The following is a 22,398-nucleotide window of genomic DNA, read 5'->3' on the forward strand; positions in this document are numbered from 1 at the left end:
GGCAAGGAATTCGCCATTGGCGACATTTTCCGCCATCTGCGCTCAATCTTTCGCCGCTGCAGTGGGGATGGGCTCAGAGCTGAAGCGCAATCCTCGGCTGCAACGGCAGGAATGGGACGTCAAAGAGGTCCTCACGCTCGAAACGACTGCCGGTCTTGGTCAGTCGGACCATGACGCAGCGGTTTTCCTCAACCATCAGCGGCGCGAGCAACATGCCGCCGGACACAAGCTGTTCGGCAAAAAAGCGGGGCATGACCGGATAGGCAGCCGTTGCAATGATGCGGTCAAAGGTCCCCTCGCCCGGAAGCCCATGGGACCCGTCGAACTGGCGAAGGATCACATTGCGCAAGCCCAGCGTCTCCAGTCGCCTCTGGGCGTCCTGGATCAGCGTCTTATAGCGTTCGATCGAGATCACGCGTTCAGCCAAACGTCCGAGCACCGCCGTCATGAAACCGCTACCTGTGCCGATCTCAAGTACCCGATGCCCCGGCTTGACCTGCAGCATCGACAGGAGACGAACCGCCAGATCGGCGCCTTCGATGAACTGGCCACAGGCAATCGGCACCGAGCGGCTGGAATAGGCGCTGCTGGAATATTCCGGCGCAACGAAGGTCGAGCGCGGCGTCTGTTCGACAGCCGTCAGCAGATCCAGATTGGTGATACCTTCGCCGCGCAATCTCAAGACCAAGGCGGCAAAGCCTTCGCGCTCCAGAAGCTGCGATCTCACGCATCGTCTCCGCCGGCAATGGCAGCCGCAACCAGATCCTGGACGGCATAATCCGTCATATCGAGCTTGAGTGGCGTCACCGAAATCTTGTTGGACCGCAGCGCATGGATATCCGTGCCCGCGCGGAAATTGCCCTTCCGGTCGCCGAATTTCAGCCAGAAATACGGCAGTCCGCGTCCATCGTGCCGCTCCTCGACGCTGAGACCAAAATCCAGCTTGCCCTGCGCCGTCACATCAACGCCCTGCACTTCGGCTGGCTCGCAGTTAGGGAAATTCAGGTTGAGAAAGGTACCCGGCGGGAGATCCAGCTGGCAAAGCTTACGGATCAGGTCCGGCGCCAGAGCCTCGGCCGTATGGAAAGGGATCGGCGTACCGGCTGCGTAGCTATAGGCCTGGCTGAGCGCAATCGACCGCACGCCGTGAACCGTACCTTCAATGGCACCCGCCACAGTACCGGAATAGGTGACATCGTCAGCAATGTTGCCGCCAGCATTCACCCCGGAGAGTACGAGATCAGGCTTGCGATCGAGAACCTTACGGATCGCCATGATGACGCAATCGGTCGGCGTCCCGCGCAGCGCAAAACGCTGATCGCCAAGTTCGCGCAGCCTGAGCGGCTCCGACAGCGTCAACGAATGGGCGAGCCCGCTCTGATCCGTCTCGGGAGCCACCACCCAGACATCGTCCGAGAGACTGCGGGCAATGCGTTCCAGCGAGGCAAGACCCGGCGCATGAATACCGTCGTCATTGGTCAGCAGAATACGCATGGCCGCCGTTTCCCCTTTGTCTGCCCTTTGATCAGGCTGCCTTATCGATACGCTTGATCCCGCCCATGTAGGGCAGGAGCACGTCCGGCACAGTGATCGAGCCGTCTTCGTTCAAGTAGTTTTCCATGACCGCGATCAGGCAGCGGCCAACCGCCGTGCCCGAGCCGTTCAGCGTGTGCACGAAGGTCGTGCCCTTGCCGTCCTTGTTGCGATAACGAGCATTCATCCGGCGCGCCTGGAAATCACCGCAGACCGAGCAGGACGAGATTTCGCGATAGGTATTCTGCCCCGGCAGCCACACTTCAAGGTCATAGGTCTTGCGCGAGCCGAAGCCCATGTCGCCTGTGCAAAGCGTCATTGTGCGGAAATGCAGGCCGAGCCGCTTCAGCACTTCCTCGGCGCAAGCCGTCATCCGCTCGTGCTCGGCAATCGAGCTTTCCGCGTCGGTGATCGAGACGAGTTCGCACTTCCAGAACTGGTGCTGGCGCAGCATGCCGCGCGTATCACGGCCGGCCGAACCCGCTTCCGAACGGAAAGACGGGGTGAGCGCGGTGAAACGCAGCGGCAGCTTCTCCTGGTCGAGAATTTCACCAGCCACGAGATTGGTCAGCGTCACCTCGGCGGTCGGGATGAGGTAGCGGCTGTCCGTGGTCTTGAACAGGTCTTCCTCAAACTTCGGCAGGTTGCCGGTACCGAAGAGCGCCTCGGCACGCACCAGAAGCGGCGACGACACTTCCGTGTAGCCATGCTCTGACGTGTGCAGGTCGATCATGAACTGGCCGATGGCGCGCTCGAGACGCGCCAGCTGGCTGGTCAGCACCGTGAAACGCGAGCCGGAGAGTTTGGCAGCGCGTTCGAAATCCATGTAGCCGAGGCCTTCGCCGATCTCGAAATGCTCAAGCGGCTTGTGGTTCCAGGTCGGCTTGTCACCAGTGACGCGGGCGACGACATTGTCGTGCTCGTCGCGGCCAACCGGCACGTCGTCATGGGGAATGTTCGGGATGCGCGACAGCGCGTCGTTGAGTTCAGCGGTGAGCTGGCGCTCTTCTTCTTCAGCAGCCGGCAGCGTGTCCTTCAGCGAGGCCACTTCAGCCTTCAGCTTTTCGGCCAGCTCCACGTTCTGTTGCGCCATGGCGGCGCCGATTTCCTTGGAGGCGCTGTTGCGGCGCGACTGCATGTCCTGCATCGCCTGGGCAACGGTCCGGCGCTTCTGGTCGAGCGCGATCAGGGATGCCGAAAGCGGCTCAGCGCCTCGTTTGGCAAGAGCGGCGTCGAGAGCTTCGGGATTGTCGCGGATCCACTTGATATCGAGCATGATCGTTCCAGGTCTTTGATCTCGACCGGGATCGGAGAGGGCCGGCGGCCATGTCCGGCCCCATGTCGGCATGGGTTGATGTGGCGATGGATAGACGGATGTCCGGCTATTCCTCGTCGCTTGCGGACGCTTCAGCGACTGCAGTGCCTGCACGGCTTCGTTCCACGAGTCGTGCCGCGTAGATAGCCACCTCGTAGAGAAGGATTGTCGGCAGCGCAAGACCGATCTGGGAGAGCGGATCTGGCGGTGTCAGGACGGCGGCAACGACGAAGGCGACGACGATGAAATATTTCCGCTTCTCGGCCAGCCACTGGCTTTCCAGAATCCCGACCCGGGCCAGAAGCGTGGTGACCACCGGCAACTGGAAGACGAGGCCGAAGGAGAAGACCAGCGTCATGATCAGGCTCAGATATTCCGAGACCTTGGGCAGAAGCGAGATGGCTACGCCGCCTTCTTCCGGTGCCTGCTGCATGGCGAGGAAGAACCACATGACCATCGGCGTGAAGAAGAAATAGACGAGCGAGGCGCCCAGCAGGAAAAGCAAGGGAGAGGCGATCAGGAACGGCAGGAAGGCGGCTCGTTCATTCTTGTAGAGGCCGGGGGCAACGAATTTGTAGACCTGCGCCGCAATCACCGGAAAGGCGATAACCATGGCGCCAAAGGCGGCAACCTTCACCTGGGTAAAGAAGAACTCCTGCGGTGCCGTGTAGATCAGTTCCGCCTTGCTGAGATCCAGCCCCGCCCAGAGCACCGCCCACTTATAGGGAATGACGAGAATGTTGAACAGCGCCTTGGCGAAGTAGAAGCAGACCAGAAAGGCGACGAAAAAAGCGCCCAGCGCCCAGATCAGCCGGGTGCGCAGTTCGATCAGATGCTCGATCAACGGCTGTGGCTTATCCTCGATGTCGATCGTCATGCGCGATCCTCACTCTTGGTCTTACGCGGCTTTGCAGCCGGCTTCGCGACAGACTTTGTCTCTGCCGGTGCGGCAGAAGATGCGGCTTTCCGGGTTTTCTTCGGCGCAGCTTCAGCTTCGGCTACGGGCAGAGCGGGTTTGGCTTTGGCGACAGCCGGCTTTTTCGCGGCTGCCTTCTTCGCCACAGCCGGCGCTACGCTGGACGGTGCTGAACTGGCGGGCGATGCAGCGGCAACAGCGGCCGTTGGCACTGTGGTAGCAGCAGCGGGTGTTGGCACCGATGCAGCGGGGCGCAGTTCTGCGGGCGGTTCACCCAATCCAACCGGCAATTCGGGCAGAATGGAGTTCTGAACGCTCGCCCCGTCCAAGTGCCCCTCGCCCGCCGTGATCGGCGTGCCCGACGGAGCGCTCGCCTTCGGCTCGTAGCGCGTCTGGCGCTCGAGGTCGGACTTGATGTCCTGCCCCATCTGACGCAACGGATTGAAGGTTTCACGAATGCTATTGGCCGGATTGAGCGAGCGGATGTCGTCGACCGATTTTTTCAGGTCGTCGAGTTCCGCCTCGCGCAGGGCTTCGTCAAACTGGCTCCGGAATTCACCCGCCGTCTGGCGCAGCCGTTTCGTCATCTTTCCGAAGGCCCGGATCATCGGCGGCAGGTCCTTTGGACCCACTACCACGATCAGGATGACCGCAATCACCAAAAGCTCGGTCCAGCCAATATCCAGCATTCCATCGGGCTCCTGATGCCGAGACGGGGCGCCGCCTGCGGGCGCCGGCATTGCCACACTTCCATATAAACACGGGCAGCCGAGGGGCCGCCCGTGCCATGACCACCGGTCAAATTACTTGATTTCGTCGCCCTTGTGGTCGACCGTCTTCGGAGAAACCGTCGAAGCCGTCGACGTCACATCCTTGTCGTCGTCCTCGCTGATGCCCTTCTTGAAGCTCTTGATGCCCTTGGCGACATCACCCATCAGTTCCGGGATCTTCCCGCGACCGAAGAGAAGCAGGACGATCGCCAGTACGATGATCCAGTGCCAAATGCTAAACGAACCCATGCCTGCAACTCCTTGAGCGTTAGTTCACCCCGATGTAGGGGTTTTCCTGCGTCTTTTCAAACACCAAAATATCTTTGGGCTCAACCGCAATCGTGACCTCGCGGATACCCGGCGACAAGATGTCCGCCCGGATGCGCGCACGAACCGGCCGTTCGGTCCCAGGAACGGCAAGATCCAAGAGCTCAACCACACCGACGAACCGGCGCGAGATGATCCGGGCCGGTATCGCGCCGCCACTCTCGCGCACGGAGACATCCGACAGGCGCACGGCGACATCGACTTGCGTGCCGTCGGCGAGCGCGCCACCGGCTGCGGACCCCAGCGGTGTCTCGACCCGACCGCCAGAGACGCGGGCTGAAAATTCGTTGATCTCGGAGAAGAAGGCGGCAGCAAAAATGTCCTTCGGTCGACGATAGAGATCGTCCGAGGTGCCGACCTGAACCAGGCGGCCGTCCTTCAGCAGCGCGATCCGGTCGGCCATGCGCATGGCTTCTTCCGCATCATGGGTCACGACAACAGCGGTCGCACGGCTCTCGCGGAGAATGGCGAGGGTGTCGGCGCGCACCGTGTCCTTCAGGCGGGAATCGAGGCCAGAGAAGGGTTCGTCCATGAGAAGCACACTTGGACGCGGAGCGAGCGCCCGCGCCAGCGCCACGCGCTGCTGCTCGCCACCGGACAGGGCGTGGGGGAACTTTTCGGCGCAGTGGGCCAAGCCCACACGGTCGAGCGCCACCAGCGCTTCGGCGCTCGCTGCCTTGCCGGCCATGGCTGTCAGACCGAAGCGGACATTGTCGAGCACGTTCAGATGCGGAAAGAGCGCGAAGTCCTGAAACATCAGACCGACGCCGCGCTTTTCCGGCGGCAGGAAACCGGAAGGTCCGGAGACTTCGCGATCGTTGATCACGACACGACCGGCGGCTTGCGCCTCGATGCCGGCAGCGATCCTGAGCAGCGTCGTTTTGCCGGAGCCCGACGGCCCAAGCAGACACAGAACCTCACCGGGCTCGGCCGTCAGCGACAGACCACGGATCGTTTCCTTACCCTGGTAGTGATGGTGAATGTCGTCGAAGGTGAGCCGTGCGGCAAAGGTCACGCCGGCCGTTCGCTGAGCATCCTTGTGCAAGGTGATTGCCTGATCCATGCCGTCGTCGTTGCGGGCAGCCATCCCTTGTCGCTGCTCGGGCCACCGGCCCGCCAGGCGACCCGGGATCGCACCGGTTACCATTTTAAAAAAGCTGACCCTATTCCTCTGCTTCACCGCCCGGTGTCAAGAGGCCGAGTTCCTCGAGGTCAAGCTGGGAGATCGGATCTTCGTCGTCTCCCAACTCGTCTTCGCCTTGTGGCATAGGAATATTGAAATTTGCCGGGATGCGGCCAGAGAGGAGCCCTGCCCCCTTCAACTCTTCGAGACCGGGCAAGTCACGCAGCTCCTCCAGACCAAAATGATCGAGAAAATCCCGCGTCGTGCCAAGCGTGACCGGTCGGCCCGGCGTGCGGCGGCGACCGCGGAAGCGCACCCAGCCGGCTTCCATCAGAACATCGAGCGTGCCTTTCGAGGTGGTGACACCACGAACATCCTCGATCTCGGCACGCGTCACCGGCTGGTGATAGGCGATGATGGCGAGGACCTCGAGCGCAGCACGCGACAATTTCTTGATATCGGTCTCGTCGCTGCGGATCACGAAGGACAGATCTGCTGCGGTCCGGAAGGCCCAACTGTCCTCGATCTGAACGAGGTTGACGCCACGGCGGGCATAATCGTCTTTCAGACGCAGAAGCACGGTTCGCGCATCGATGCCACGCGGGAGGCGCTCCTCGATAAACCGCGTTGATACCGGCTGGGCAGAGGCAAAGACCAAGGCCTCGGCGATACGCAAGGCCTCTTCCTCGACCCGGGGATCAACAGGGCGGGTCGACGGATCCTCGGCGTCAACCACGGGCTCTTCGTCGTCGTTTTCGTCAGGCCTTGTATCGTCTTCGGCCATCGGCATCACTCGACGGAGCGGAGGGCTTCCGCCTTCGGCCCGCTGCGCATGTATATCGGCTCGAAGGCACCGTCCTGACGGATCTCCAGACGCCCCTCGCGCACCAGTTCCAGCGAGGCTGCAAAAGCGCTGGCGATGGCGGTGACGCGCTCCTCCTCGCTCGGCAGATAGCGCAGAAGATAGTGTTCGAGCGTGTTCCAGTCGCCGATCTCCCCGATCATCCTGGTCAGGATGCCGCGGGCATCGGCGAGCGACCAGACCCGCCGGCGTTCGATCGTCACCTGCATCACGGCCTGTCGCTGACGAAGCGAAGCATAGGCGGTGAGCAGGTCGTAAAGCGAGGCTTCGTAGGCGCTTTCCGAGCGCACCGGCACATGTTCGGGCGCGCCGCGGGCAAAAATATCGCGGCCAAGGCGGTTGCGGTTGATCAACCGGGTCGCCGCCTCACGGATCGCTTCCAGTCGGCGCAGGCGGAAGGCAAGGGTGGCGGCCAGTTCTTCGCCCGAGGGGCCGTCGTCCTTGGGTGCCTGAGGGATCAGCAGACGCGATTTGAGATAGGCAAGCCAGGCCGCCATGACCAAATAGTCAGCGGCAAGCTCGATCCGGATCCGCCGCGCACTTTCGATGAATTCGAGATATTGCTCGACCAGCGCCAGCACGGACATCCGGGACAGATCGACCTTCTGGTTGCGCGCCAGATACAGAAGCAGGTCGAGCGGCCCCTCAAAGCCGGCCACATCAATCAGAAGGGCCGGATCGCTCGCGGCTCGGTCATTCGACGCATCCTGCCAAAGGCTATCCATCGGCGTCGGCGTGACCGCCTCGGCATTGCTCGGCCTGTTGACAATCGTCGGAAGGACCGGGCCGCGTGCCATCAGGAGGCCGCCATCAATGACTGGAACTCATGCCGCAGAGCCGCTTCATCGGCATCGTCAGGCGTCGCAAAGGCTTGCTCGACGGCATCCGCACGGCTGCGCCCCTTGCCCGACAGTTCGGAAACAGCGGCGGCGACCGCCTTCATCTCGTCCATGTGACCATGGCAATGGAGCACGACATCCAGCACCGGCGCAATGCGTTGCGCGCGTTCGCCGATCGTGCCCTTCAAGGCATTCATTGAAATATCGTCCGACATCAACAGCCCCTCGAAGCCGATCGCCGTGCGAATGATCTCCTCGGTCACGATGCGCGAGGTCGACGCCGGGTGATCAGGGTCGATGTCAGTATAGACGACATGGCAGCTCATGCCCATGAGCTCGCTCGACAAGGCGCGGAAAGGCACAAAATCATGCGCCTCCAGCTCAGAGCGCGGGACGGTGACCACCGGCAAATCGTGATGGCTGTCGGCCATGCCGCGACCATGGCCCGGAATGTGCTTCATTACGGGCAGCACACCACCCGCCTTCAGGCCATCTGCGGCCGCCCGACCGATCGCCGCCACCACATGCGGATCGTTGGAATAGGCGCGGTCGCCGATGACATTGCTGGCACCGGCAATCGGCACGTCGAGCACGGGCAGGCAATCGACGTTGATGCCAAGGCGGTAGAGGTCGAAGGCATGCAGGCGCGACAGGAGCCAGGCGGCACGCAGCCCCTTCTCGCGGTCTGCCGCATAGAGAGCGCCAATTTGAGCGCCCGAGGGATAACGCGGCGCGATCGGCTCGCGGATGCGCTGGACGCGCCCCCCTTCCTGGTCGATGAGCACCGGAACATGGGCGCCGCCGCCGACGGTGTCGCGCATCTCCGCCACAAGATCCTTCACCTGCTCCGCCTCGCAGATATTGCGGCCGAAAAGGATGAAGCCCCAAGGCTGTTCATCGCGATAAAATGCCTTTTCGTCAGCTGACAAGCGCTGGCCGAGGCAACCGAGGATCATGGCTTTGGCGGGACGATGCGATGCGGTCATGGAGAAACCTTAAGGGGCTGACGAAGAAAGCCGAAGCGGCACGAAGCACGCGGGCCGAATCATACACAGAAAAGATGTGGATAAAGAAAGAGGCGGGACATGATGCCCGCCTCCCGAATGCCTGTAACTGGCGTTTGCAATCACCGCGACACGAGGCAGGAGCCACCGGCCGAACGATATTGCTCGCAGAGCGCCACGGCTGCATCACGCGACGAAGCGAGAATACGGACGCGGTAGTAGGTGCCCTTGCCCGGAATGGCCGCCTCGCGGATCTCATGCGGCTTGCCGCCGAGGATATTGCCGAAACGCGACGTCAGATTGCGGTAGCTGCGCTCCGCATCAGCCTGGCTGGGCAGAGATGCGATCTGGATGCCATAGCTGCCGGCAGCACCGGTCTCAGCCGGCGAGGCTGAGACAGCCGCCGTCTGCGTTGGCACCGTATCCTGTGCGGTCACGGGCTGAGCCGGACGCAGATTGCCTTGATCCGTGACCGTCCCGACGATGTTGACCGGCTGTTCGGCCGGGCGGCTCGTTGGAATGGCGGAGGAAGCCGTCGGCGTCGCGGCGGCCGTTTCCGTCTGCGCCTGGGCTTGGGCTTGGGCCTGAGCTTCCGTCGCTGCGGCCAGTTGTGCTGCAGCACTCGCCGCCGGAGACGCCTGTGCCGTTTCCGAGGGTGCCGGTGTCTCAGCTGTCGGCGTCACCGAACGGGCTGCGACCGTGTTGATGTCATTGCCGGTGTTTTCGTTCGCAACCGACGGCGCGGCAAGAACGCCGGTCTTCGTGGCGGCCTGGAGCGGCGACGCCTCAGGCTCTGCTGGGACTTCCTGCGCCACCAGCGTTCCATCCGGTCGGACGATCATCGTGCGCACCCGGCGCGGGGTGATCGTTGCCGGATCTTCGGCCGCCGCCGTCTGGGCCTGCTGGCCTTCCGGGAGCAGGCGCGGATCTTCCGTCTCGCCAACCGGCGTGCCAAGGAAATCGTTCTCGCCTTCCATCGGCAAGTTTTCCGGGATCAACGTGCGCTGAACCACGTCCATCGGCTGTTCTTCAGAGGAGATCAGGTTTGGCTGCGTCGGATCATCACTGCCATTACCGGCAACGCGATCATAAACCGCCTTGTCCTGATTGGGCACGGTCTTGCCGCCCGGATCTTCCGGGACGATCTTCGTCGGCGTCTTGTCGGCGGCAATCACCACCGGTTCGCCACCGCCCAGTGAGCCCACCGCCCCGCTTCCAAGCCAGGCATAGATCCCACCAGCGCCCGCCAGCAGCAATACTGCGGCCGTGCCGGCCATCAGGTAGGGCTTGATCTTGCGATAGCTGCCCTGCCCGTGTCCGGCGATCTGGATATGGCCGCGATTGGGCCGCTCAACCGGCGTCGCCGGCGTCATGGCGGTGCGGAAATCCTCTTCCAGTGCCTTTTCGAAAGCTTCGAACTCATCCAGCGGACCGGCCGTGCGTCCAGCATCGGCGGCCTGAACGGGTGATGTTACACCCAGGGCGACAGGCTGTTGCGGCGGCGCTGCGACCGGCTCATCGAGGAGGGTTGCAAGTTCAGCATCGAGATCAAGGTCGAAATCACTGGTAGCAGCGACCTGAGGCTGGCTTTCGGCAACAGGCACCTCCGGCACATCCATGGGCGCGATCGTCTCGAGCATATCGTCCTGCTCGGCGATCTCAGCCGGATCGAAGCCGATGTCCTGCTCAAGGTTCAGGCCTCTTGGCGAGACCGAGACAGATGCCACCGGGGCGAAAGACGCCTGCACCGGCTGCGGAACAGTCGGCTGAACCGGCTGGACACGCATGGCCGTGAAGTCAGGGTCCAAGCGTGCAGATGCCTGCATGGTGGCCGTCGCCAGCGTCGGCGCGATAGAGGAGGTTCGTGTATCCGACGGGTGAACCGTGCGCGGGGCTTCGAGCGCAGGGGCCGACAGGATCTGCGGTGCCGCCAGCATTGGCTGCACGGGCCGAGCGGCGACCGGCTCAATGTCGGAAAGGTCAATATCCAGTTCGTCAAGCTGGAGCTCGAACTCCTGATCGACGAAGGGATCAACATCCAGCGAAGCAAAGGTGGCCGACGGTGCCGCCACCAAAGGCTCAGCCCTCGACGGTGCGATCGTTGCCACAGGTCGCTGATCGAACTCTTCGGCTTCTGCCAGTTGCTGAGCGAAGTCGAAAGAGAAGACCGGGTCGTTTTCGACCGGGATCTCGTTGCGGCTCGGAGCAGCGAGCGCCATGGGCGGCTCGATGGAAGCCTGGACTGGTCGCTCCGGGGCAATCCTCGGCACGGGCTCGACGGGACCTGCCGCGACCTGCGACCAGTCGAAGGCAAGCGGATCGACCTTGACGTCGACCTGCGACACCACCGGCTGCACAAGCGGAGCATCTACGGAGAGGGGCAAAGCGGACGATGGTGCAGCCGGGGGCTGGGCCGCAGGTGGCGTCGCCAAAGGGGGTTCCACACGCCGGGCGGCCACCTGGAAATTGGCCAAGGGCAAGCGCAGCCTTGGTGGCTCTGCCTGCGGTGCAGCAACAGGGGCAAAGGGTTCCGACACCGCCATTTCAAGCTCATCAGCAAGATCGATGGGCTGAGATGGCTCATTGGCTGGCGAAACAGCATAGCTGGAAGGCTCGAAGTCAGCATCAAATCCATAGGGATCCGAGTGACCATAGTCTGGTGCAGCCGCGCTAAAATCGCTCCGCTGAGAAGCATGCGCGACAGGTGCCAGCTCGGCATGCGAGCGGTAATGCGTCGGCTGCGCCTCGACCTGCGGCGCGTCATAGGCATCACGGCGGACAGAATAGGAGGCATCTGGCGCAGCATAGCCCGTCGGCTCGACATCGAAAGCGGGCGCTGCCACCATCTGATGCGGCTCGGGAGCAAAGTATGCTTCAGCGGGTGCGGCATCAAAAAGGGGCTCAGGCGCTGCCTGGGCCTCGGATGCAAACCGGGGCTCCTCGCGCCGCACGTCGGCCTGCCACGCCGGCGCATCCGCATGACGGACTACCGGTTCAGACGCAGCGACGAATGTATCTTCGCTGTAAGAACGAGCAACAGGTTCGACGTAGCCGTCGAACTCGCCCATCAACTCGTCTTCCAGGTTGAACTCGGCACTGCCTGACGCAACATCCAATGAAGGCTCGCGCGGCGGCTCGCGTCGCTGAGGCTGATCGAAACCGACGATCCGGGCAAGCTCCGCCAACGGGTCGTCGTCGGCGAAGCCGTCGCCCTGCGAGCCCATGCTGTTTGCAGCCTGCTTGTGTACCATTACCTATTCCACTTACTCACGCGACATGACGCTTGCCAGTGCAATGTGGGGAATTGGTGACAAGACTATCGCATCTCGAGAGGAGCGTCAGTGCCGGTGATCGTAAGTCCAGACTTCAACACCGAAGCGACAGCATGCACCAGCCCAAGCCTGGCGATGGTCAATTCTCTATCTTTATCGTTAACAAAACGTAATTCCGGCGAATCCTTGCCCTTATTCCAATGACCATGCAACGAACTTGCGAGATCATGCAAATAAAATGCGAGGCGATGTGGCTCCTGTGACTGCGCTGCAGCCTCGACTATCCTTGGATATTCGGCGAGCTTGGCGACGAGTTGCAACTCAGCCGGGTCCGCGATGCGGCCGATGACGGCGTCGGCAAGATCGAGACCGGCAAAATCGAGGTCCGGGAAGGCTTCGCCCGCCTGACGGATGACCGACATGCAGCGCGCATGGGCATACTGAACGTAGAAGACCGGATTGTCCTTCGACTGTTCCGTGACCTTGGCAAAGTCGAAATCAAGCGGCTCGGAGCTCTTCCGGTAGAGCATCATGAAGCGCACCGAATCCCGTCCCACTTCTTCCACGACCTCGCGCAGCGTGACGAAGTCGCCGGAACGCTTCGACATCTTCACCGGTTCGCCATCGCGGTAAAGCTTGACCAGCTGGCAGAGCAGCACGGTGAGCTTCGACTTGCCTTCCGACACAGCGCGGTTCACCGCCTCCAGCCGCTTCACATAACCGCCATGGTCCGCGCCGAGCACATAGATCATCTCGCTGAAACCGCGATCGAACTTGTCCTTGAAGTAGGCAACGTCGGCAGCAAAATACGTATACGAGCCGTCCGACTTCATCAGCGGGCGGTCGATGTCATCACCGACTTCGGTCGAGCGGAACAGCGTCTGCTCACGATCTTCCCAGTCCTCCGGCAGCTGCCCCTTCGGCGGCGGCAGGGTCCCACGATAGACATGGCCCTTGAAGGTCAGGTCGTTGATTGCCGTGCGGATCTTGGCGGCATTGTTGGCATGCAGCGTGCGTTCCGAGAAGAACACGTCATGATGCACGTTCAAGGTGGCAAGATCGTCGCGGATCATCGCCATCATCGCCGCGATGGCCCGCTCCTTGACGATTGCGAGCATCTCGTCTTCCGGCATGCTGTGCAGCTTCACGCCATACTCTTCGGCAAGCGCCTGTCCGACGGGCACCAGATAGTCGCCCGGATAGAGGCCGGCCGGGATTTCGCCGATGGTCTCGCCGAGCGCCTCGCGGTAACGCAGGAAGACCGAGCGCGCCAGCACATCGATCTGCGAGCCGGCGTCGTTGGTATAATATTCCTTGGTTACGTCATAACCGGCAAAAGCGAGCAGGTTGGCAAGTGTGTCGCCAACGACGGCGCCACGGCAATGACCGACATGCATCGGGCCGGTCGGGTTGGCCGATACATATTCGACATTGACCTTGCGCCCGTTTCCGACCGACGAGCGGCCGTAATCGGTGCCTTCCCGGATGACGGTCGCCAGCAAACGCTGCCAGTAATCGACTGAGAGTCGGATGTTGATGAAACCCGGGCCAGCAACGCCGACCTCGGCCACATCGGGATCCCGCTTCAGCTGTTCACCGATGAGATCGGCCAGGGCGCGCGGGTTCATGCCCATGCCCTTGGCGAGAACCATGGCCGCATTGGTCGCAGCATCACCATGGCTCGCATCACGCGGCGGCTCGACGACGATACGGCTGAAATCAAGGCTGTCGCGCTTCTCGCGCACGGCGTCGATCTCATCGAGCGCTGCTTTGATCCGGATTTCGAAATCGGCGAAAAGGTTCATGTCGTGCCCCTGCGCGCAGGTGTCGAGCACCTGCGTTTCTTCAGAATTTGTCGGCTGACTATCGCAAATCGGGAGTCCGGTCAAACAGCTCCCGGTGCGTGCGCTCCGCATAGGTGTCGGTCATGCCGGCAAGGTAATCTCCGACATGGCGCGCCTTCTGGCCGTCGTTCAGGCCGGAAATATGGTTGACCCAGAAGTGGCTCTTCATCAGCTTTGGATCGGCCATGTAGGCATTGAACAGATCCGTGACGATCTGGGCTGCGGCCGCCCGGATGCGCATGATGTCGGGATGCCGGTAGATGCGGCTGAACAGGAGTTTCTTGATCTGCCTGTCCGTCTCGGCCATCGTGTCGGAAAAGGTCGCAATCGTCATCGGGGCCGCCCGGATATCCTTTGCGCTTTGCGGATCCACCAGCTTCAGCCGCTCCTGTGCCACGCCGATCACATCCTCGACCATCCGGGTAATCTGCCGGCGCATGATCTCATGGGTGAAGCGATCCGGGTCGAGATGCGGATAGCGGTCGCGCACCTCCTTCATCAGCCCGGCAAGGAAGGGCACGTCCTCCAGCATATCGAAGGTGAGATAGCCGGAGCGCAGACCGTCGTCGATGTCATGGGTGTTGTAGGCGATGTCATCGGCGATGGCCGCGACCTGGGCTTCAAGACCGGCAAAGCTCGAAAGCTCCAGATCGTGGATCTCGCAATAGTCGAGGATCGGCTGCGGAACCGGGCCGCGCGTGCCCTGCCCGTCTTTGGTCAAGAGCGGACCATTGTGCTTCACCAGTCCTTCGAGCGCTTCCCAGGTAAGGTTCAATCCGTCGAAATCGGCATAGCGCCGCTCAAGCTTGGTGACGATCCGCAACGATTGGGCATTGTGGTCGAAGCCGCCAAAGGGCTCGAGCACTTCGTGCAAGGCGTCCTCGCCGGTGTGACCGAAGGGGGTATGGCCGAAATCATGGACCAGTGCCACGCCTTCCGCCAGATCCTCGTCGAGCTTCAGGGCACGCGCCAGCGCACGGGCGATCTGCGCCACTTCGATCGTATGGGTGAGCCGCGTGCGGTAGTGATCACCATCGGGACCGATGAACACCTGTGTCTTGTGTTTGAGCCGGCGAAAGGCCGTGGTGTGCACAATGCGGTCACGGTCGCGCTGGAAATCGGAGCGGGTCAGGCTGCCGCCCTCTGCAAAGAGGCGACCGCGAGAGGCCCACGGATTGGTGGCGTAGATCGCCCGTTCGCCACTGCCGAATCCAAGGGCTGATTTATCAATCGTCATGCGCGTGCGGTCGCTCCCCATTGACGCAACTTCCATGCCTTCATACCTATAGCGAACGAAGCCGCAAGGCGATGCGGGTCCCGAACCATCTTCGGCACCCATGACCTCGACGAAAATCGCTGTATTCTATGACAAATCAATGATTTTCGCCGATAATGACAGTTTTCACCGGACCTTGAATCCGGCAGGAGGCAGAATGAGCACCGAAACCGTGACCCTTTCCGAAGCCGCAGCCAAGCGAATCGCAGCTGTCGTCGCCGCCGAGACAGACAAATCGAGCCTCCGGGTCTCGGTTGAAGGCGGCGGCTGTTCCGGCTTTTCCTACAAATTCGACCTGGACCGCGAACCGCAGTCGGACGACATCGTTATTTCCCGCGACGGCGCCACCGTGCTGATCGACCCGATGTCGATCGTCTACATGGCAGGCTCCGAGATCGACTTTGTCGACAACCTTCTCGGCCAATCGTTCCAGATAAAGAATCCCAATGCGGTGGCGAGCTGCGGCTGCGGCACCAGCTTCTCCGTGTGAGTGTCATGAAAATAGCCACCTGGAACATCAACGGCGTCAAGGCGCGCATCGAGAACCTGTGTCAGTGGCTAAAGGATTCGAGCCCCGACATCGCCTGCCTGCAGGAGATCAAGTCGGTCGATGAAGGTTTTCCGCGCCTTGAGATCGAGGCGCTTGGCTATCATGTCGAAACCCACGGCCAGAAGGGGTTCAATGGCGTCGCACTTCTCTCCAAGATGAAGCCGGACGAGGTCAATCGCGGCCTGCCGGGTGACGATACCGACGAGCAGGCCCGCTTCATCGAAGGCGTGTTTTCCGTCGAGGGTGGCGCCCTTAGAGTTTGCTCGCTCTACCTGCCAAACGGCAATCCGTCTGACGACCCGGTCAAATACCCCTATAAGCTCGCCTGGATGGCGCGGCTCGAAGCCTTTGCGCGTGACCGCATGGCCCTTGAAGAGCCGCTGATCCTCGCTGGCGACTACAATGTCATCCCGGAACCGCATGATGCGAAGGACCCTAGCCAGTGGGTCACCGACGCGCTCTTCCTGCCACAGACACGGGCCGCCTTCCGGAGGCTGGAAAACCTCGGCTTCGTCGATGCGGTGCGCGCCACAAGCGATGAAGCACCGCTCTTTTCCTTCTGGGATTATCAGGCCGGCGCCTGGCAGAAGAACAATGGCATCCGCATCGACCATCTGATGCTATCGCCCGAAGCCTCCGACCGGCTGCGTTCGGCGACCATCGAAAAGCATGTCCGAGCCTGGGAAAAGCCGTCGGACCACGTCCCTGTCGTGGGCTATTTCGGCTTCTGACAAAAGCCCCTCAGCCGCTCCGTCATGGCCGGCATCTCAATGACGGTCCCAAAACGCAAAGGGGACGGATTCAATCCGTCCCCTTTTCATTGTCAAGATAATCTGCCGATCATTCGGCGTCGTTATAAACCTGCGGGGCCAGAAGCACTGCGACCCGCCTGTCTTCTTCATTGGCGAGCGAGAAAGCCTGCTCCTGGAGGTCCTGCATCCAGGGACAATCCGCAGCATGGCAGTGACTGAGGGCTGCTGTCAGGAAGGCCAGGCCGCGAACGGTCTGCCCCTCTTCAAAGAGCACATTGCCGAAGATCGACATCGCACCGGCATGCCCACTTTTGCGCGCCAGATTGAGCCACTTCTTTGCCTGCTGGACGTTGGTGCTGCCACCCTCACCGGCAAGGATCATCCGCGCCAGCTGAAACTGGGCTTCCGGCACGCCAAAGGTCGATGCAACCTGGAAATAGATCTGGCGGGCCTGGGCGAGATCTGCCTTCACCGGCGTGTCCGGAATACCGTTGCGATAGTAGCGCGCCAAGGACAGAAGGGCGTTGACGAAGAAGCCTGTGTCGGCCGAACCGGGCTCGACGCCCTGATTGGCGATCTGGGCATAGATCTTGAAGGCCTCGAAGTCATTCTCCACGACGCCGTCGCCAGCCTCGTACATGTTCGCCAGCGCCCAGCGGGAGCCGGTATGGCCCTTTTCAGCGGCGTAGCGATAGGCCTCGACGGCATCTTCCTTCTGGCCATTCTTGTAGGCGTTGAAGCCGAACTTGAAGAGATCGAAGGGGCCGGACTGGCTGTTGACACCTGCATTCAGGTCGAATGCACGTGCAGCGACGGGCGCGGCCAGCAGCATGGCTGCGGTGGCCCAAATGACTGCAGAATTCTTCCAATGACCCAACGGCATTGTCTTCCTGGTTTCCGTCATCCGCGCTCGCAGCACGGCCCTCAAATGACCAGAGGCCGCACCTGCCATCGCACTCAAAGTCACGATAAACGCCGACGGGTGAAACAATCGTTCACGCTGCGCAACACCGCCGATGCCGAACGGCCTCTTGTTCAATCCTGTTTTAACCATGGGAATGAAAGTAGACTGGATTTCCGGCAATACTGGGACTGGCTTTCGCGAAGTCATTCCCCTGCCTGAAACCTTTGCCGACCGCTCCCCGACAGCGACCGCAAACACTGGATTCAGCACCCTAATCATGCCCTGAGGCTCTTTTCTAACTCGATACGCCGCACACATCTGAAACGGAACTTCCGTTCCTCGCATCCAACCGGTGCTCTTCCTTTGTGGCGGGAAATGGACAAAAGCAACGCCCCGCAGAGCCGTCCCACAAGGGATCCGAGCAATGTTGCAGAATCGTCACATTTGCGAAAGCTAATGGATTGGACATCGGGCAAAAAAGAAGCCCGGACAGAGCCGGGCTTCTTCAAGATCGAGAGGCTTAGGAAGACCTCAGAAAGAGACCTTGTAGGATGCGGTGACCGCATACGCCCAGTCGCCGTCCGCGGTGGCGTCAAAGGTGGCGTCATTGGCAACCGACTGACTACCGCTTGTCAGATAGCTGACACCAGCGCCAGCGCGCAACTCGCCCGGACCGACCTTAGCCAACACACCAGCGCCGAGAGTCCAGGTATCCGTGTAGATGTCGGCGCCCGAGTCGACGCCCTTGTCCCAGGTCAGGTTGACGGTGCCGGAGATCTTCTCATTGAAGGAATGTCCAACGCCTGCCTGAACCGTCCAGCCATCTTTCCAGTTGTAGACGTCTTCCTGCGGGAGGTATCCGCCTGGGGCAAAGGGGTTCCCAATGCTGTAGTTCAGCGAGTCGAGTACGCTCCAGTCCGTCCACTTGACAGAACCATAGACAAGCCAGCCGGGCGCTACACCGCTTTGTACGCTCAGCTTGATCGACTGAGGAAGGGTGCCAGCACCAAAGGCATCCTGAAGGCCAAGTGGCGCCACTGCAGGGTTCCAGTCAAAACTGCCATCATCCGCATCGTGATCGATCTTCGAACGATACATTAGCTGGAACCGCATTGCATATTCTGGAATCGTATAGGCTGCACCGATACGGTATCCATATGCAGCATCATCTTCGAGCCTCAAGTCACCCGCGCGACCGTTGGCCGTGTACTTGAAATCCTGCAGGAACACGCCACCGAGCAGATAGGCCTTGCCCATGCCGGCATCCATATTCACCGCGCAGGTAGAGGCGTATTCATTGGTGATGAAGTCCTTATGGCTGGCACCCGCGCCGCCATTCAACAGACTTGCGAGCTGCGCTTCCGCACCGTAATCCGCATCCGCGCCGAAAGGCTGGGTATAGGTAAAGGCACAAGCGAACCTGTCCGACACCTTCACCTTCGCGGCGAAAGATGGAATGCTGTAATTCTGCGAGAAATCGTCATCCGTTGCCGCAACACCTTCGATGGTGTCGTAGCCACGCTTCGGCATAACGAACGTGTAGCCACCGCGCGCGACAATGTCGCCATCCTCAAACAGGATATCGGTATCCGCCTCACCCCGGTTCCAGCCGCCAGCCTGCGCGCCTCCCACGAATGCGCTGGCTGCGATCAGGCCGATGGCCGTGGTCTTTATTAGATGGTTCGCCATGTCTCTCCCCAATTCCGGCAAAACTGTGATTTGCGATTGTAACCATGTGCGACAGATTGACAATCGCGTGATCGCCCCGGTTGCCAAGAACAGATATCGAAATTTTTACGTAACGTATTTGACGCGCACGTCATTCACGACATGCGTTGGAAATTATTTGCGAAAACACACCGCACACTGCAGCATCCTAGAACATCTTACCCTTGCGCCGGAATTCTGTGGCACGACAGTCACAGTAAGACTGTTCGTAAAAATGGCAGCGAATGAACACCGTAAATTGCAGAAAACGCCAATCTTATCGTCATTCCAGCCGCTTATCGGGCTGAATCAATATGCACCGCAGCATAAGGACCGGCAGAATTGCGGGTTTCTCTGACGAAGAACGCCGGACTCAGAGAGCCCGGCGTTTAGAATTCCATTCCTTTTGAGGGGCGTGCCTCAAAGAGCTTCGAGAACCCTCTGCAGCGCCGTCTCAAGGCTCGCCTTCTGGACCACGAGTTCCTGATGGCGCTCGCGTTCGGCGGCAACCACTTCCGGATTGGCGTTGGCGACGAATTTCTCATTGCTAAGCTTGCCGGAGATGCGCCCCATCTCCTGCTCGACCTTGCCGATCGCCTTTTCGATACGAGCCTTCTCCGCAGTGATATCGATCAGCGCGCCAAGCGGCAGGCAAGCCGTCGCTTCACCGATCACGATCTGGGCTGCCCCCTTCGGCGCTTCGGCCGCAAGGGTGATCGTCTCCACGCGAGCAAGCCGCTTGATTGCCGCATCGTGACGCATAACCCGGTCCTGGGTCACGCCGTTGGCGCCGACCATGACGAGCGGTGCTGTCGCCCCCGGCGGCACGTTCATCTCGGAGCGAGCCGAGCGAATGCCTGTCACCAGATCAATCAGCCAATTGATATCGGCGGCCGAGCTTTCGTCAGAAAACTCCGGAGCGGGCCAGGCTGCATGGCAGAGCAGCGTGTCGCGCGAGACGCCCTCACCCGCCGTATGCGCCCAGAGCTCTTCGGTCATGAAGGGCATGAAAGGGTGCAGGAGCTTGTAGGTCTCTTCCAGCACATAGGCCGCGCAGGCCTGAGCTTCGGCCTTCGCCGCCTCATCCTCACCCATGAAGACGGGCTTCAAGAGTTCGAGATACCAGTCACAGAACTGGTTCCAGACAAAGCGATAGAGGCTGCTGGCCGCATCATTGAAACGATAGCTTTCAATCGCCTCGGTCACGTCGCGTTCCGTCCGCGCAAGTTCCGTGAGGATCCAGCGGTTGATGGCAAGCGAGGCCGTTTCGGGCAGGAATTTCGCGTCCGCCTTCACGCCGTTCATCTCGGCAAAGCGCGTCGCATTCCACAGCTTGGTGCCGAAGTTGCGGTAGCCGGCGATGCGGGCTGGGTCGAGCTTCACGTCGCGACCCTGGGCCGCCATGATCGCCAGCGTGAAACGCAGGGCGTCCGCGCCATATTCATCGATCAGCTCGAGCGGGTCGATGACATTTCCCTTCGACTTTGACATCTTCTGGCCGTTCTTGTCGCGAACCAGCGCATGCACATAGACCGTGTGGAAGGGCTCGACGGGATTGCCGTCCTCGTCCTTCATGAAGTGCAGGCCCATCATCATCATGCGGGCGACCCAGAAGAAGATGATGTCGAAGCCGGTGACGAGAACGTCGGTCTGGTAGTACTTCGCCAGTTCCGGCGTGTTGTCCGGCCAGCCGAGCGTCGAGAAGGGCCAGAGCGCCGAGGAGAACCAGGTGTCGAGCACGTCCTCGTCGCGGGTCAGGATCTCGCCCGGCTTGAAGTTTTCGAGCTTTTCCTCGACCCAGGCTTTCCACGGACCTTCATGGGCAATGTAGTGCTGGATGGCGGCGTGCAGCGCCTCTTCCTCGGTCTTCTCGACGAAGACCTGGCCGTCAGGACCGTACCAGGCCGGGATCTGATGGCCCCACCAGAGCTGGCGGGAAATGCACCAGGGCTCGATGTTTTCCATCCACTCGAAGTAGGTCTTTTCCCAGTTCTTCGGAACGAAGTTGGTGCGGCCTTCGCGAACGGAAGCAATCGCCGGCTCGGCCAGCGTCTTGGCATCGGCAAACCACTGGTCGGTCAACATCGGCTCGATGACGACGCCAGAGCGATCGCCGAAGGGCTGCATGATCCTCTTGGATTCGACGTAAGGCACATCGTTGCCTTCATCATCCTTGGTGGTGACGGCGAGACCTTCCGCATTGATTGCATCGACGATCCGCTTGCGGGCCTCGTAACGGTCGAGACCGCGATACTCTTCCGGAACCAGATTGATGTCGTCGACCTCCGCCTCGTTCGGCAGTTCGCCGGATTTGGCGATTTCCAGCGCACGCGCGGCGTAGACGGCATAATCCTCGCCATCGGCGCGCATCTTCGCCTGGGTGTCCATCAGACGATAAAGCGGGATCTTGTTGCGGCGGGCGACCTGGTAGTCGTTGAAGTCATGCGCACCGGTGATCTTGACCGCGCCCGATCCGAATTTCGGATCCGGATATTCGTCGGTGATGATCGGGATCAGGCGGCGATGTTCCTTCGGCCCAACCGGGATTTCGCAGAGCTTGCCGACGATCGCGGCGTAACGCTCGTCAGAGGGATGAACGGCAACGGCACCGTCGCCGAGCATGGTCTCGGGACGCGTAGTGGCGATCGAGATGTAGTTGCGCTCCTCCTGGAAGGTGACGTTGCCGTCCTCGTCCTTTTCGACATAGGTATAGGTCTCGCCACCGGCGAGCGGATATTTGAAGTGCCACATATGGCCTTCAACTTCCTTGTTCTCGACTTCGAGGTCGGAGATCGCGGTTTCGAACTTCGGGTCCCAGTTGACCAGTCGCTTGCCGCGATAGATCAGGCCTTCCTTATAGAGCGTGACGAAGACTTCGAGCACGGCCTTGGACAGACCTTCATCCATGGTGAAGCGCTCGCGCGACCAGTCGCAGGAAGCGCCGAGGCGCTTCAACTGGTTGAAGATCAGGCCGCCCGATTCTTCCTTCCACTCCCAGACCTTGTCGATAAAGGCCTCGCGGCCCATGTCGCGGCGGGTAATGTTCTTTCCGTTTTCGGCAAGCTTGCGCTCGACAACCATCTGGGTGGCGATACCGGCATGGTCCATGCCCGGCTGCCACAGCACATCCTTGCCGCGCATGCGCTCGAAGCGGACCATGATGTCCTGCAACGTATTGTTCAGCGCATGGCCCATGTGCAGCGACCCGGTGACGTTCGGCGGCGGGATCACGATGGTGAAGGTGTCCTCGCCCGGTTTCGCGTTGGCGCCGGCGCGGAAGGCGTCCGCCTCCTCCCATGCTTTCGCGATCTTGGGTTCGACAGCGGCTGAATCATAGGTCTTTTCGAGCATTTTCCGACCGGATTTTCGAGTTCTGGATGGGGATTGGTAAATAGGACTGGCAA

The 22,398-nt window shown here is 61.0% G+C and carries 18 protein-coding genes; 2 read left to right on the forward strand and 16 right to left on the reverse strand.

Translation table 11 applies throughout. From position 1 onward, the window contains the following. Positions 1 to 73: 73 nt before the first annotated feature. The 13 genes from IP76_RS19835 to IP76_RS19895 all read right to left on the reverse strand — a co-directional run bounded on the left by IP76_RS19835 (position 74) and on the right by IP76_RS19895 (position 15,042). Entirely contained in the window at positions 74 to 727 is a 654-nt protein-coding gene (locus IP76_RS19835) for a protein-L-isoaspartate(D-aspartate) O-methyltransferase (RefSeq protein WP_054159968.1), read from the reverse strand. Further along, on the reverse strand, positions 724 to 1,494 hold the full coding sequence (surE, locus tag IP76_RS19840) for a 5'/3'-nucleotidase SurE (RefSeq protein WP_054159969.1): 771 nt from the start codon (positions 1,492 to 1,494) through the stop codon (positions 724 to 726). The genes IP76_RS19835 and surE overlap by 4 nt, the downstream gene beginning before the upstream one ends. A 31-nt stretch (positions 1,495 to 1,525) precedes the next feature. Next, a complete protein-coding gene (serS, locus tag IP76_RS19845) occupies positions 1,526 to 2,809 on the reverse strand; it encodes a serine--tRNA ligase (protein ID WP_054159970.1) in 1,284 nt (427 codons plus the stop codon). 106 nt (positions 2,810 to 2,915) lie between these two features. Further along, complete coding sequence (tatC, locus tag IP76_RS19850) at positions 2,916 to 3,725, reverse strand: twin-arginine translocase subunit TatC (RefSeq protein WP_054159971.1); 810 nt, start codon at positions 3,723 to 3,725, stop codon at positions 2,916 to 2,918. Further along, the gene (tatB, locus tag IP76_RS19855) at positions 3,722 to 4,453 is read right to left on the reverse strand and encodes a Sec-independent protein translocase protein TatB (RefSeq protein WP_082352634.1); all 732 of its coding nucleotides are present in this window, start codon (positions 4,451 to 4,453) and stop codon (positions 3,722 to 3,724) included. Before tatB ends, tatC begins: the two co-directional genes overlap by 4 nt. Before the next feature lie 114 nt (positions 4,454 to 4,567). Continuing rightward, complete coding sequence (locus IP76_RS19860; protein WP_054159972.1) at positions 4,568 to 4,783, reverse strand: twin-arginine translocase TatA/TatE family subunit; 216 nt, start codon at positions 4,781 to 4,783, stop codon at positions 4,568 to 4,570. Positions 4,784 to 4,802: 19 nt separating this feature from the next. After that, entirely contained in the window at positions 4,803 to 5,924 is a 1,122-nt protein-coding gene (locus IP76_RS19865; RefSeq protein WP_054160027.1) for an ABC transporter ATP-binding protein, read from the reverse strand. 100 nt (positions 5,925 to 6,024) lie between these two features. Next, on the reverse strand, positions 6,025 to 6,768 hold the full coding sequence (scpB, locus tag IP76_RS19870; protein WP_156318651.1) for an SMC-Scp complex subunit ScpB: 744 nt from the start codon (positions 6,766 to 6,768) through the stop codon (positions 6,025 to 6,027). 5 nt (positions 6,769 to 6,773) lie between these two features. Further along, the gene (locus IP76_RS19875) at positions 6,774 to 7,571 is read right to left on the reverse strand and encodes a ScpA family protein (protein WP_054160029.1); all 798 of its coding nucleotides are present in this window, start codon (positions 7,569 to 7,571) and stop codon (positions 6,774 to 6,776) included. A 71-nt stretch (positions 7,572 to 7,642) separates the two neighbouring features. Further along, positions 7,643 to 8,671, reverse strand: a complete 1,029-nt coding sequence (nagZ, locus tag IP76_RS19880) for a beta-N-acetylhexosaminidase (protein WP_054159973.1) — start codon at positions 8,669 to 8,671, stop codon at positions 7,643 to 7,645. Between the two features lie 140 nt (positions 8,672 to 8,811). Then, positions 8,812 to 11,940 (reverse strand): SPOR domain-containing protein, encoded by a 3,129-nt coding sequence (locus IP76_RS19885; protein WP_082352636.1) that lies wholly within the window; start codon positions 11,938 to 11,940, stop codon positions 8,812 to 8,814. Positions 11,941 to 12,005: 65 nt separating this feature from the next. Continuing rightward, positions 12,006 to 13,766 (reverse strand): arginine--tRNA ligase, encoded by a 1,761-nt coding sequence (argS, locus tag IP76_RS19890; RefSeq protein WP_054160030.1) that lies wholly within the window; start codon positions 13,764 to 13,766, stop codon positions 12,006 to 12,008. Positions 13,767 to 13,824: 58 nt separating this feature from the next. Then, on the reverse strand, positions 13,825 to 15,042 hold the full coding sequence (locus IP76_RS19895) for a deoxyguanosinetriphosphate triphosphohydrolase (protein WP_054160031.1): 1,218 nt from the start codon (positions 15,040 to 15,042) through the stop codon (positions 13,825 to 13,827). Between the two features lie 196 nt (positions 15,043 to 15,238). On the opposite strand from IP76_RS19895, the gene erpA reads away from it, so the two are divergent. Both erpA and xth read left to right on the forward strand, forming a co-directional pair. Next, on the forward strand, positions 15,239 to 15,571 hold the full coding sequence (erpA, locus tag IP76_RS19900; protein WP_054160032.1) for an iron-sulfur cluster insertion protein ErpA: 333 nt from the start codon (positions 15,239 to 15,241) through the stop codon (positions 15,569 to 15,571). 5 nt (positions 15,572 to 15,576) lie between these two features. Further along, the gene (gene xth / locus IP76_RS19905) at positions 15,577 to 16,362 is read left to right on the forward strand and encodes an exodeoxyribonuclease III (protein WP_054159975.1); all 786 of its coding nucleotides are present in this window, start codon (positions 15,577 to 15,579) and stop codon (positions 16,360 to 16,362) included. A 109-nt stretch (positions 16,363 to 16,471) separates the two neighbouring features. Here the strand turns inward: xth and exoR are convergent, their stop codons facing one another. The 3 genes from exoR to IP76_RS19920 all read right to left on the reverse strand — a co-directional run bounded on the left by exoR (position 16,472) and on the right by IP76_RS19920 (position 22,345). Beyond that, the gene (gene exoR / locus IP76_RS19910) at positions 16,472 to 17,215 is read right to left on the reverse strand and encodes an exopolysaccharide production regulator ExoR (RefSeq protein WP_054160033.1); all 744 of its coding nucleotides are present in this window, start codon (positions 17,213 to 17,215) and stop codon (positions 16,472 to 16,474) included. Between the two features lie 603 nt (positions 17,216 to 17,818). Further along, on the reverse strand, positions 17,819 to 18,976 hold the full coding sequence (locus tag IP76_RS19915) for an OmpP1/FadL family transporter (protein WP_054159976.1): 1,158 nt from the start codon (positions 18,974 to 18,976) through the stop codon (positions 17,819 to 17,821). 438 nt (positions 18,977 to 19,414) lie between these two features. Next, positions 19,415 to 22,345, reverse strand: coding sequence for a valine--tRNA ligase (locus tag IP76_RS19920; RefSeq protein ID WP_054159977.1), 2,931 nt, complete (start codon positions 22,343 to 22,345; stop codon positions 19,415 to 19,417). Positions 22,346 to 22,398: the final 53 nt, after the last annotated feature.

Source organism: Rhizobium sp. AAP43 (genome assembly GCF_001296045.1).
Taxonomy (GTDB): domain Bacteria; phylum Pseudomonadota; class Alphaproteobacteria; order Rhizobiales; family Rhizobiaceae; genus Allorhizobium.

Excerpts from the sequence above, each read along its gene's own strand:
- surE (WP_054159969.1), bottom strand. The coding sequence starts at position 1,494 with ATGCGTATTCTGCTGACCAATGACGACGGTATTCATGCGCCGGGTCTT.
- serS (WP_054159970.1), bottom strand. The coding sequence starts at position 2,809 with ATGCTCGATATCAAGTGGATCCGCGACAATCCCGAAGCTCTCGACGCC.
- tatC (WP_054159971.1), bottom strand. The coding sequence starts at position 3,725 with ATGACGATCGACATCGAGGATAAGCCACAGCCGTTGATCGAGCATCTG.
- tatB (WP_082352634.1), bottom strand. The coding sequence starts at position 4,453 with ATGCTGGATATTGGCTGGACCGAGCTTTTGGTGATTGCGGTCATCCTG.
- IP76_RS19860 (WP_054159972.1), bottom strand. The coding sequence starts at position 4,783 with ATGGGTTCGTTTAGCATTTGGCACTGGATCATCGTACTGGCGATCGTC.
- IP76_RS19865 (WP_054160027.1), bottom strand. The coding sequence starts at position 5,924 with ATGGATCAGGCAATCACCTTGCACAAGGATGCTCAGCGAACGGCCGGC.
- scpB (WP_156318651.1), bottom strand. The coding sequence starts at position 6,768 with ATGGCCGAAGACGATACAAGGCCTGACGAAAACGACGACGAAGAGCCC.
- IP76_RS19875 (WP_054160029.1), bottom strand. The coding sequence starts at position 7,571 with ATGGATAGCCTTTGGCAGGATGCGTCGAATGACCGAGCCGCGAGCGAT.
- nagZ (WP_054159973.1), bottom strand. The coding sequence starts at position 8,671 with ATGACCGCATCGCATCGTCCCGCCAAAGCCATGATCCTCGGTTGCCTC.
- IP76_RS19885 (WP_082352636.1), bottom strand. The coding sequence starts at position 11,940 with ATGGTACACAAGCAGGCTGCAAACAGCATGGGCTCGCAGGGCGACGGC.
- argS (WP_054160030.1), bottom strand. The coding sequence starts at position 13,766 with ATGAACCTTTTCGCCGATTTCGAAATCCGGATCAAAGCAGCGCTCGAT.
- IP76_RS19895 (WP_054160031.1), bottom strand. The coding sequence starts at position 15,042 with ATGACGATTGATAAATCAGCCCTTGGATTCGGCAGTGGCGAACGGGCG.
- erpA (WP_054160032.1), top strand. The coding sequence starts at position 15,239 with ATGAGCACCGAAACCGTGACCCTTTCCGAAGCCGCAGCCAAGCGAATC.
- xth (WP_054159975.1), top strand. The coding sequence starts at position 15,577 with ATGAAAATAGCCACCTGGAACATCAACGGCGTCAAGGCGCGCATCGAG.
- exoR (WP_054160033.1), bottom strand. The coding sequence starts at position 17,215 with ATGCTGCTGGCCGCGCCCGTCGCTGCACGTGCATTCGACCTGAATGCA.
- IP76_RS19915 (WP_054159976.1), bottom strand. The coding sequence starts at position 18,976 with ATGGCGAACCATCTAATAAAGACCACGGCCATCGGCCTGATCGCAGCC.
- IP76_RS19920 (WP_054159977.1), bottom strand. The coding sequence starts at position 22,345 with ATGCTCGAAAAGACCTATGATTCAGCCGCTGTCGAACCCAAGATCGCG.